Source organism: Streptomyces sp. NPDC005483 (assembly GCF_040606035.1).
GTDB lineage: Bacteria > Actinomycetota > Actinomycetes > Streptomycetales > Streptomycetaceae > Streptomyces.
On the sequence record NZ_JBEXEA010000001.1, the window covers coordinates 168,571 to 178,798 of the forward strand.

Genomic DNA, 10,228 nt, shown 5'->3' on the forward strand with positions numbered 1-10,228 from the left:
TGTATCGATGTGCGGCTCCGCCGCGTGGGCGCGACCAGCCACAACAGCCCCGCAGCCCCTACGGCCGCTAGCGCCCCTTCTTCTTGGAGTCGAGCAGCCCGGCCTTCCGCAGAGCATCAGCCATCGCACTGTTGCCCGGAGCAGGCGCCGACCGCTGCTGCTGACGCGGTTGCTGCTGCCGCTGCTGAGGCGGCCGCCCACCCCGCTGCTGCTGTCGCCGCTCTCCGCCGGAGGCCACCGCCGCTTCGTCATCCAGCCTCAGCGTCAACGAGATCCGCTTGCGCGGGATGTCGACGTCCAGCACCTTCACCTTGACGATGTCGCCTGGCTTGACCACATCCCGCGGATCCTTGACGAAGGTCTTCGACAGCGCCGACACATGCGCCAGACCGTCCTGGTGGACACCGACGTCGATGAACGCCCCGAACGCCGCCACGTTCGTCACGACCCCTTCGAGGACCATCCCGGAAACCAGGTCGGAGATCTTCTCGACGCCCTCCTTGAAGGTCGCCGTCTTGAAGGCGGGCCGAGGGTCACGCCCCGGCTTCTCCAACTCCTTGAGGATGTCGGTCACGGTGGGCAGACCGAACGTCTCGTCCACGAAGTCCTGCGGCCGAAGCGAGCGCAGCACCCCGGTGTTGCCGATGAGGGAGGCGACTTCCTGCCCGGCGGTCTTCACCATCCGCCGCACCACCGGATACGCCTCGGGGTGGACGCTGGAGGAGTCCAGGGGGTCGACGCCGCCGCGGATCCGCAGGAAGCCCGCGCACTGCTCGTACGCCTTGGGGCCCAGCCGGGCCACCTTCTTCAGCTCGGTGCGGGACGTGAACGGGCCGTTCGCGTCGCGGTGCGACACGATGTTCTCCGCCAGGCCGGAGGTGATCCCGGAGACCCGGGAGAGCAGCGGGGCGGACGCGGTGTTCACGTCGACCCCCACGCCGTTCACACAGTCCTCCACCACCGCGTCCAGCGAACGCGACAGCTTCACCTCGGACAGGTCGTGCTGGTACTGGCCGACGCCGATCGACTTGGGGTCGATCTTCACCAGCTCGGCCAGCGGGTCCTGGAGCCGGCGCGCGATGGAGACCGCGCCGCGCAGCGACACGTCCATGTCGGGCAGCTCCTGCGAGGCGAACGCGGAGGCCGAGTACACGGAGGCGCCCGCCTCGGACACCATCACCTTGGTGAGCTTCAGCTCCGGGTGTCTGGTGATGAGGTCGCCGGCGAGCTTGTCGGTCTCGCGGGACGCCGTGCCGTTGCCGATCGCGATCAGCTCCACCGCGTGCTCCTTGGCGAGCCGGGCCAGCTTGGCGATCGCCTCGTCCCACCTGTTGGCAGGGACGTGCGGGTGGATGACGTCGGTGGCGACGACCTTGCCGGTCGCGTCGACCACGGCGACCTTCACGCCCGTACGGAAGCCGGGGTCCAGGCCGAGCGTCGCGCGTGTGCCGGCCGGGGCGGCGAGCAGCAGGTCGCGGAGGTTGGCCGCGAACACGTTGACCGCCTCGTCCTCGGCGGCCGTCCGCAGGCGCAGCCTGAGGTCGATGCCCAGGTGCACGAGGATGCGGGTCCGCCAGGCCCAGCGGACGGTGTCCTTCAGCCACTTGTCGCCGGGACGGCCGCGGTCGGCGATCCCGAACCGGTGGGCCACGATGCCCTCGTAGGACGAGGGCCCTTCCGTGGCCTCCTCGGGCTCCAGGACGAGGTCGAGGACCTCCTCCTTCTCGCCGCGCAGCATCGCCAGGATGCGGTGCGAGGGCAGGTTGGTGAAGGGCTCGGCGAAGTCGAAGTAGTCGGCGAACTTGGCGCCAGCCTCCTCCTTGCCCTCCCGCACCTTGGCGGCCAGCCGCCCGCGCACCCACATGCGCTCGCGCAGCTCGCCGATCAGGTCGGCGTCCTCCGAGAAGCGCTCGGTCAGGATCGCCCGGGCGCCGTCCAGCGCGGCCTGCGCGTCCGGCACGCCCTTGTCGGCGTCGACGAACGCGGCGGCCGCGGCGAGCGGAGCGACACCCGGGTCACCGAGGAGACCCTCGGCCAGCGGCTCAAGACCTGCCTCGCGCGCGATCTGCGCCTTGGTGCGGCGCTTCGGCTTGAACGGCAGGTAGATGTCCTCGAGGCGCGCCTTGGTCTCCGCGCCCAGGATCCGCGCCTCCAGCTCCTCGGTGAGCTTGCCCTGCTCGCGCACCGAGTCGAGGATCGCCGCCCGCCGCTCCTCCAGCTCCCGCAGATACCGCAACCGCTCCTCGAGCGTGCGCAGCTGCGCGTCGTCGAGCATCTCGGTCGCTTCCTTGCGGTAGCGGGCGATGAAGGGAACCGTGGAACCGCCGTCGAGCAGTTCCACGGCAGCCTTGACCTGCCGCTCCCGTACGCCGAGTTCCTCGGCGATCCTGCCTTCGATCGACCCTGCGCTGCTGGACCCGCTGGACCCGGGTGTCGTCACGATCCCGTACCGCCTTCTCACTGAGGTTGCGCGGCAATTGTGGCAGGCGGCACCGACAGTCGGGGATCAGGGCGCGGTCATCGGGCCGTGGTCATCAGGCCCTGCGGCTCCTCGTGGAGCTGGACGCACCGCCGAACAGCCGGGCGACGGCCCGGAAGGGCAGGGTCACCACGGTGGCGATGGCGCCACCGATCTGGCGCAGGACGTCTGCGATCGCGCGGAACATGTGAATCCCCTTTCCTCTCCCGGCCGCGACGACCAGGAAAGGAACGGGTACCTCCCAGACCGCCCGGCAATCTTCGAGGCGCCGAAAGATCAGCGCTTGCCGATCAGGTCCGCGGGATAGGCCCCCGCGGCCGCCGCGGTACGCGCGAACCCGACCGCGAGCTCGGTCAGCCGTCGTACGCCATCGGCACCGAGGTGCTCGTACGGGGCCCGGTCGAGCCGGTCCGTCTGCGTCTCGATCTCGTCCCGCAGGGCGGCGCCGCGCTCGGTGAGCTCGGCGTCGGCGTCCAGCAGTCCGCGTCCGCGGAGCCGTCCGACGGCCGCGTCCCACTCCTGCCGGGTCCACCCGCGTGTGGTGAACACCCATGACGGCGTCATGCCCCGGCCGGTCGCGGTGTGGGTCACCAGGGCTTCCAGACCGTCGAGCTCGGCGGACATCAGGGCGGCGAGATGTCCGTCGCCCCGGTGCTCGCGCAGCAGCGTCGCGGCGTGCCAGAACGCCAGGTGGGGCTCCTGGGGCACCGGCAGGTCGGCGTGTGCGGAGTACAGGGGGCGCGCGGCGCGCGAGCAGGCCTCGGTGGCCCGGAGCGCGAGCCGCGCGGCCTCGGCCATCGCGTCCGAGGCCACGGTCTCGTCGCCCAGCAGGCGGCGCAGGGTCGTGTCGACGGCACGCGCGCGTGCCGCCAGGACCTGTTCGGGTATTACGGTCCGCCACACCGCGGGCAGGTGCTCGGCCACCAGCTCGTGCTTGTAGTTGTAGAACGCGGCCGTCACCGCCCCTGGACCGACCGGCCCCAGCGCGGCGGCCCGCACCGCGAAGTTGACGGCCCTCGGGTGGGTGACGCCGACCGCGGCCAGTTCCCTGCCCAGGTCGGGCGAGAAGTAGTGCGCGGCGTGCACGGAGTTGAGCGGGTTGTGACAGCGGCGGCCGGCGCGGGGTTCCAGGACGGCAGTAGTCATGGTGTGCAGGTTACCGACCGCTTGGTATCTGCTCGGCGGGGGTGGCCTTCATGGCAGGAAAGGTGGGGAACTCGTCATTGCCGCCATCGGGCGCCGGCCCAAGAATCGAGGACATGGCGCAGCGAACCGTTCTCTTCGTCCTCTTCGACGGCGTGCAGAGCCTCGACGTCACCGGCCCCGTGGAGGTGTTCGCCGGGGCCGAGCAGCACACCCCGGGCACCTACCGCATCCGTACGGCCTCGCTGGACGGCGCTCCCGTGCGCACCTCCAGCGGCCTGACCGTCGTACCGGACGAAACCCTCGCGCAAGCCGATGCCCCACACACCCTCCTCGTGCCCGGTGGCCGGGGCACCCGGCGCCCCGCTGCCCGCCTCACCGACTGGCTGCGCGAGCACGGGCCCCGGGCCGAGCGCCTGGTGTCGGTGTGCACCGGCGCCATCCGGCTCGCCGAGGCGGGGCTCCTGGACGGTCGCCGGGTCACCACGCACTGGGCGTACTGCGACAGGCTCGCCCGCGACCACCCGGCCGTCGAGGTGGACCCCGAGCCGATCTACGTGCGCGACGGGCCGGTGTCGACGTCCGCCGGCGTCACCTCGGGCATCGACCTCGCGCTCGCCCTGGTGGAGGAGGACCTGGGCCGGGACACCGCCCTGGCCATCGCCCGCCACCTGGTCGTCTTCCTGCGCCGGCCCGGCAACCAGGCCCAGTTCAGCGCCCAGCTCGCCGCCCAGACCGCGCAGCGCGAGCCGTTGCGCGAGGTCCAGCAGTGGATCACCGAGCATCCCGCCGACGACCTGAGCGTCGAGACCCTCGCCGCCCGGGCCCGTCTCTCGCCCCGCCACTTCGCCCGGGCCTTCCAGGCCGAGACCGGTATGACACCGGGGCGGTACGTCGACCGGGTCCGGCTGGAACACGCCCGCCGCCTCCTGGAGGACACCTCTGACGGCGTCGAGGAGATCTCCCGCGCCAGCGGCTACGGCACCCCGGAGGGCATGCGCCGCGCCTTCGTCAAGGCCCTCGGCACGGCCCCGTCCGAGTACCGCCGCCGCTTCCACCCGACCCCCGCCCACTGAAGGGACTCCCTGTGCAGATCGCCGTCGTCCTCTACGACCGCTTCACCGCCCTGGACGCCGTAGGGCCGTACGAGACCCTGGGCCGCCTTCCCGACGCCGAGGTCGTCTTCGTCGCCGAGGAGCGCGGCCCCGTCCGCACCGACAGCGGGAACCTGGCGCTGATCGCCGACCGGACCCTGACCGAGGTGCCGAAGCCCGACCTCGTGGTCGTCCCGGGCGGCCCGGGCCAGACCCCGCAGATGACGAACAAGGCCCTTCTCGACTGGATCCGCGCCGCCGACGCCACCAGCACCTGGACGACGTCGGTGTGCACCGGCTCCCTGCTGCTCGCCGCCGCGGGCCTCCTGGAAGGGCGCCGCGCGACCTCGCACTGGCTGGCGCTCGACGAACTGAGGAGGTTCGGGGCCGAGCCGACGGGGGAGCGGGTCGTCACGGACGGCAAGTACGTGACCGCGGCCGGGGTCTCCTCCGGCATCGACATGGGACTCGCCCTGCTCGGCAGGATCTCCGGCGACTTCGTGGCCCAGGCCGTACAACTGGGCATCGAGTACGACCCGCAACCGCCCTACGACGCCGGAGCCCCGCAGAAGGCGCCCGCGGAGGTCGTCGAGGTGCTCCGGTCGGGCAGCCGGTTCATCCTCGGCCAGGAACCGGCCACGTGAACCGCGGCTGACGGCGCTCCAGGAACGCGGCGACACCCTCCGCGGTGTCGCCGCTGCCCCGCGCCTGGCCTGTCCAGTACGCGTCACGGTCCGTGCGGCCGTTCGCGAACTCCTTCGCCGCGGCCTGCGTCAGCTGCGAACGGGACGCCAGGATCCGCGCGAACTCCCCGACCCGCTTGGCGAGTTCGCCCTCGGGCAGCACCTCGTCGACCAGGCCCGTCCGCAGTGCTCGCTCCGCGTCGATCAACTCGCCGGAGAACAGCAGGTACTTGGCGGCGGCCGGGCCGACCAGCGACACCAGCCGCCGGGTCGAGGACGCCGGATACACGATCCCGAGCTTCGCCGGTGTCACCCCGAACAGCGCGCCCTCCTCCGCGAACCGCAGATCGCACGCCGCCGCGAGCTGCGACCCGCCGCCCACACAGTGCCCCCGGACCGCCGCCAGCGTCGGCCTCGGAAAGGCGGCGAGGGCCTCCTCGGCCCGCACCGCGAGCTCCTGAGCCTCCTCGGGCGACCCCCGCAGAGTGGAGATGTCGGCGCCCGCGCAGAACGTCCCGCCCTCCCCGGTCAGCACGAGCACCCGTACGCCGGGATCGGCGGCCAGCGTGTCCAGCAGCGGCGGCAGTGCCCGCCACATCGCGGCCGTCATGGCGTTGCGCTTGGCCGGATGGTGGATCACGACGGTGGCGACCGAGTCGACGACGGTGTGCAGCAGCTGCGGCTCGGAGTGGTCCATGCGTCGGATGCTAGCCGTACGCCTCGACCGTGCTGCGCGCAAGATCCTCGGTATGGTCACCGAACAGCAGAAGGCCGCCGTCAAATCGACATGAACCGAATAGTTCTGCGCGGGATCGGTCAGGGGGATTCGATATGCGCTGACTTCTGTTCAGGCATCCGGAGTCGAGCGACGCGCTGCCAACACTCGACACGTGGTGACAATCGAGCGCAAGGGTGGCGACCGAAGAATGGACGACCATGGGCGCGGGTCCGGCCCTCGCCCGACGGACACCGGAGGGGACCCCCTCGAACCCGCCCCCCTCGACCCTGGCACACCGGACCCGCTGCCGTACGAGGGCGTGTGGCGGTTCACCGCCCAAGCCGTCGACGCGTCGGTCCCGCAGGCGCGACACGCCGTACGGGACCTGCTGTACCGCCAGGGAGTGCCCGTCTCGGACGACCTCGTCCAGGGCCTCCTGCTGATCGTGTCCGAGCTCGTGACGAACGCCGTCCGGCACGCGGCCCTGCTCTCGCCGATGCTCGCCGTGGAGGTGGCCGTGGGCGCGGAGTGGGTGCGGGTGTCCGTGGAGGACAACCACCCTTACCGGCCGACCGCCCTGGAGACCGACCACAGCGGCGAGGGCGGGCGGGGACTGCTCCTGGTCCGCGAGATCACCCGGGAGGCGGGCGGCGTCTGCGACGCCGAGCACACGTCCGCCGGCGGCAAGGTGATCTGGGCCGCCCTGCCGCTCAAGGCCGTGCGCGCGTCCTGAGGGCCCGAGCTCTGCTCACCAGCCGGCGGACGGACCCGTCAGCTCCCTGACCGCGGGACGGGCCGCGTCCAGCACCGTCATGAACCACGACGAGAAGGTGTCCTTCGCGTGCCGCTCCGCCAGCTCGGCCGGGGTCACGAAGGCGGTCGTGGCGACCTCCTCCGGGTCCGGGCCGAGCGGGGACTGCACCAGGCCGACGAACAGGTGGTTGTACTCCTGCTCGACCAGGCCCGAGTCCGGGTCCGGGTGGTTGTAGCGCACCGTGCCCGCCTCGGCGAGCAGCGACGGGGAGACACCCAGCTCCTCGTACGTCCGCCGGGCCGCCGCCGCGAAGGGCGCCTCGCCGGGGTAGGGGTGACCGCAGCAGGTGTTGGACCACACGCCGGGGGAGTGGTACTTGCCCAGCGCGCGCTGCTGGAGCAGCAGCCGGCCCCGCTCGTCGAAGAGGAACACCGAGAAGGCGCGGTGCAGCTGCCCCGGCGGCTGGTGGGCGGCGAGCTTCTCCGCGGTGCCGATCGTCACACCGTGCTCGTCGACCAGTTCCAGCAGGATCGCGTTCGCGGCGCCGTTCGACGGAGTGTGCGTCGTGGTGGCAGGTGTGGTCGGCATACCCATCCTTCACATCGGTCTTCGCGCCCCAAGTGTGCCGCACCGATCCGGCACTCCCGGCAGTTGATCGTGCCCGGCGCGGCGGGTGGGGAACCGCTCGGGGCGGGGCTGTGGGGTGGAGGACGCAAAGGTGCGCCGGATCGCTGCATTCCGTCAGAACGGGCGTTTCATGCACCGTACACGTGTGTCAGTGGCGCGGAAGCGACCAGTGGGACGGACGCGATCAGTGGCACAGATGCGCCTCGTGCTCCGCGTGCCCGCCCGGCTCCAGCTGGAAGGTGCAGTGCTCCACGTCGAAGTGGTCGCCGAGGCAGTTCTGGAGCTCGTGCAGCATCTTCTCGTGGCCGATCGCGCTGAGGACGTCGGAGCGCACCACCACGTGGGCGGACAGCACCGGCATGCCCGAGGTGATCGTCCAGGCATGCAGGTCGTGGACGTCCTCCACACCGTCCAGGGCCAGGATGTGGGTGCGCACCTCCGTCATGTCGACGTCCTTGGGCGCCGACTCCAGCAGGACGTCCAGCGTCTCGCGCAGCAGCTTGAAGGTGCGCGGCACGATCATCACGCCGATGACGAGCGAGGCGATCGGGTCGGCGGCCTGCCAGCCCGTGGTCAGGATCACCGTCGCCGAGATGATCACCGCGAGCGAGCCGAGCGCGTCCGCCGCGACCTCCAGGAAGGCCCCGCGCACGTTCAGGCTCTCCTTCTGGCCGCGCATCAGCAGGGTCAGCGAGATGATGTTCGCGACCAGGCCGATCGCACCGAACACGATGGTCAGTCCGCCCTCGGTGTCGGCCGGCGTGACGAACCGCTGGATCGCCTCGTACAGGACGTAGCCGCCGACGCCGAGCAGCAGCAGACAGTTCGCGAGGGCCGCGAGGATCTCCGCGCGGGCGTACCCGAAGGTCCGGTTGCCGGTCGGCGGGCGGTTCGCGAAGTGGATCGCGAGGAGGGCCATGCCGAGGCCCAGCGCGTCCGTCGCCATGTGCGCCGCGTCCGCGACCAGGGCGAGGGAGTCCGCGACGACGCCGCCGACGATCTCGACCACCATGACGGTGAGCGTGATCGACAACGCCACCCGCAGCGTGCCGACGTACGCCGCGGTCGCCGTACCGCCGGCCGGCGCATGCGAGTGCGCGTGCCCGTGATCGTGCCCTGCCCCCATGGAAGCCGCCTCCTACGCATTGACCCGGAACAGCCGAACAGCCCGCCCGGGATCACAGTGAACTACGGGTGGGGGGTATCCGGCAACGCGGCACTGAACACCGTTGTCATGTGCCCTGACCTGCGGAAACGAAGCGCAGGTCAGGCGAGCTCAGGCGTGGTGCAGCAGCCAGCCGTGCCAGGCCGACTCGATCATCTCGCGTACCCCACGCCGCGCGCTCCAGCCGAGCGTCTCGGCGGCCCGGGCGGCCGAGGCCACCGACACCGGGGCGTCTCCCGGACGCCGGGGCTCCACGACCGCCGGCCGTCGGTCTCCGGTCACCTCGCCGATCACCGTCACCATCTCGCGCACGGACACGCCCTCGCCGCGACCGATGTTGACCGTCAGGTCACCGCGCTGTCCGTCCTCGGACAGCCGCCGGGCCGCCGCGAGGTGTGCCTCGGCCAGGTCGGACACATGGATGTAGTCACGGACACAGGTGCCGTCCGGCGTCGGATAGTCGTCGCCGAAGATCCGTGGGGCCTCGTCGCGGGTGAGCCGGTCGAAGACCATGGGCACGATGTTGAAGACACCGGTGTCCGCGAGCTCCGGCGCCGCGGCCCCGGCGACGTTGAAATAACGCAGGCAGACCGTGGAGATCCCGTGTGCCTGTCCGGCCGCTCGCACCAGCCACTCCCCGGCGAGCTTGGTCTCGCCGTAGGGGTTCACGGGGGCGCAGGGCGTCTCCTCCGTGATCAGTCCCACATCGGGGTTGCCGTAGACGGCCGCGGACGAGGAGAAGAGGAAGCGTTCGATCCCGGCTGCCGCGACCGCCTCCAGCAGGGTCGCGAGCCCTCCGACGTTCTCCTGGTAGTAGCGGGTCGGCTGCGCCACCGACTCGGCGACCTGCTTGCGCGCCGCGAGATGCACCACACCCGTGACCGCGTGCTCGGCCAGCACCCGCTTCAGCAGGCCGCCGTCCAGCGAGGAACCCCGCACCAGCGGCACCTCGGCGGGAAGCCGCGCGGGCACGCCTGCCGAGAGGTCGTCCAGGACGAGCACCCGTTCCCCGGCCCCCGTCATGGCCCGCGCCACATGCGCCCCTATGTACCCGGCACCGCCGGTGATCAGCCACGTCATGGTCGTCCACCCTATGCCGACGCTCTGGCTCCAGTGTGCGCTCCACAGCTTGGCGGTCCGTCGGCCGCACACGCTGCGCGTACCGCACGCGGATGCCCGGTTGCATGCAGGCTTCACGCGGTGTCCGCAGGCCGGGAGCGCCGGCCCCGTCGGTGACGAGGCCGGCCGGGCGGACGATCAGTGAGGATGTGTGTCGCCGCTCCGTGCCGTGGAGCCGTCCGGACAGGGCGGCGCCCCAGTCGGCGCACACGTCCAGGGGCGAACACATCCGGGCAAGCAGCGTCGTGTGCAGCGGCGGCCGGTCCTCAGTCTGGACGACGGCGGCGAGTACGGGCCGCACGATGTCCTGGATGTCCGCTCTGCGGGGCGCGGTTTGTGGGCGGGGCCCCGGATCACCGATGATGATCGCGGCAAAGGCCGGGGGAGGCGCTGTTGATCGGTCCGTTAACGGGCGGTGAACGCAGCCTTCTTGGCATCCGATAGCC

Annotated in this window: 10 protein-coding genes; 3 read left to right on the top strand and 7 right to left on the bottom strand. The window is 71.5% G+C overall.

Annotation, left to right across the window (positions count from 1 at the left end):
• Positions 1 to 67: 67 nt before the first annotated feature.
• The 3 genes from ABZT06_RS00750 to ABZT06_RS00760 all read right to left on the bottom strand — a co-directional run bounded on the left by ABZT06_RS00750 (position 68) and on the right by ABZT06_RS00760 (position 3,625).
• Positions 68 to 2,440, bottom strand: coding sequence for a Tex family protein (locus ABZT06_RS00750; protein ID WP_355732763.1), 2,373 nt, complete (start codon positions 2,438 to 2,440; stop codon positions 68 to 70).
• Between the two features lie 94 nt (positions 2,441 to 2,534).
• Complete coding sequence (locus ABZT06_RS00755; RefSeq protein ID WP_256122763.1) at positions 2,535 to 2,666, bottom strand: LPFR motif small protein; 132 nt, start codon at positions 2,664 to 2,666, stop codon at positions 2,535 to 2,537.
• Positions 2,667 to 2,755: 89 nt separating this feature from the next.
• Positions 2,756 to 3,625 (bottom strand): hypothetical protein, encoded by an 870-nt coding sequence (locus tag ABZT06_RS00760; protein ID WP_355732767.1) that lies wholly within the window; start codon positions 3,623 to 3,625, stop codon positions 2,756 to 2,758.
• Between the two features lie 113 nt (positions 3,626 to 3,738).
• Here ABZT06_RS00760 and ABZT06_RS00765 point away from each other — a divergent pair, with 113 nt between their 5' ends.
• Both ABZT06_RS00765 and ABZT06_RS00770 read left to right on the top strand, forming a co-directional pair.
• Positions 3,739 to 4,698 (top strand): GlxA family transcriptional regulator, encoded by a 960-nt coding sequence (locus tag ABZT06_RS00765; RefSeq protein ID WP_355732769.1) that lies wholly within the window; start codon positions 3,739 to 3,741, stop codon positions 4,696 to 4,698.
• An 11-nt stretch (positions 4,699 to 4,709) separates the two neighbouring features.
• A complete protein-coding gene (locus ABZT06_RS00770) occupies positions 4,710 to 5,360 on the top strand; it encodes a DJ-1/PfpI family protein (RefSeq protein WP_355732772.1) in 651 nt (216 codons plus the stop codon).
• Here ABZT06_RS00770 and ABZT06_RS00775 read toward each other — a convergent pair.
• A complete protein-coding gene (locus tag ABZT06_RS00775; RefSeq protein WP_355732775.1) occupies positions 5,332 to 6,096 on the bottom strand; it encodes an enoyl-CoA hydratase/isomerase family protein in 765 nt (254 codons plus the stop codon). The genes ABZT06_RS00770 and ABZT06_RS00775 overlap by 29 nt on opposite strands.
• Before the next feature lie 229 nt (positions 6,097 to 6,325).
• Between ABZT06_RS00775 and ABZT06_RS00780 the strand changes: the two genes are divergently transcribed.
• Positions 6,326 to 6,850 (top strand): ATP-binding protein, encoded by a 525-nt coding sequence (locus ABZT06_RS00780; protein WP_355734050.1) that lies wholly within the window; start codon positions 6,326 to 6,328, stop codon positions 6,848 to 6,850.
• A 15-nt stretch (positions 6,851 to 6,865) separates the two neighbouring features.
• On the opposite strand, the gene idi is transcribed toward ABZT06_RS00780, so the two are convergent.
• From idi to galE, 3 genes are all read right to left on the bottom strand, one after another.
• Positions 6,866 to 7,459, bottom strand: a complete 594-nt coding sequence (idi, locus tag ABZT06_RS00785; RefSeq protein WP_355732778.1) for an isopentenyl-diphosphate Delta-isomerase — start codon at positions 7,457 to 7,459, stop codon at positions 6,866 to 6,868.
• Between the two features lie 223 nt (positions 7,460 to 7,682).
• The gene (locus ABZT06_RS00790) at positions 7,683 to 8,624 is read right to left on the bottom strand and encodes a cation diffusion facilitator family transporter (RefSeq protein WP_355732781.1); all 942 of its coding nucleotides are present in this window, start codon (positions 8,622 to 8,624) and stop codon (positions 7,683 to 7,685) included.
• 150 nt (positions 8,625 to 8,774) lie between these two features.
• On the bottom strand, positions 8,775 to 9,743 hold the full coding sequence (galE, locus tag ABZT06_RS00795; protein WP_355732784.1) for a UDP-glucose 4-epimerase GalE: 969 nt from the start codon (positions 9,741 to 9,743) through the stop codon (positions 8,775 to 8,777).
• Between the last annotated feature and the right edge of the window lie 485 nt (positions 9,744 to 10,228).

Coding starts and splice junctions, on each gene's coding strand:
- galE (WP_355732784.1), bottom strand. CDS start 9,743: ATGACGTGGCTGATCACCGGCGGTGCCGGGTACATAGGGGCGCATGTG.
- ABZT06_RS00790 (WP_355732781.1), bottom strand. CDS start 8,624: ATGGGGGCAGGGCACGATCACGGGCACGCGCACTCGCATGCGCCGGCC.
- ABZT06_RS00780 (WP_355734050.1), top strand. CDS start 6,326: ATGGACGACCATGGGCGCGGGTCCGGCCCTCGCCCGACGGACACCGGA.
- ABZT06_RS00775 (WP_355732775.1), bottom strand. CDS start 6,096: ATGGACCACTCCGAGCCGCAGCTGCTGCACACCGTCGTCGACTCGGTC.
- ABZT06_RS00760 (WP_355732767.1), bottom strand. CDS start 3,625: ATGACTACTGCCGTCCTGGAACCCCGCGCCGGCCGCCGCTGTCACAAC.
- ABZT06_RS00755 (WP_256122763.1), bottom strand. CDS start 2,666: ATGTTCCGCGCGATCGCAGACGTCCTGCGCCAGATCGGTGGCGCCATC.
- ABZT06_RS00765 (WP_355732769.1), top strand. CDS start 3,739: ATGGCGCAGCGAACCGTTCTCTTCGTCCTCTTCGACGGCGTGCAGAGC.
- idi (WP_355732778.1), bottom strand. CDS start 7,459: ATGCCGACCACACCTGCCACCACGACGCACACTCCGTCGAACGGCGCC.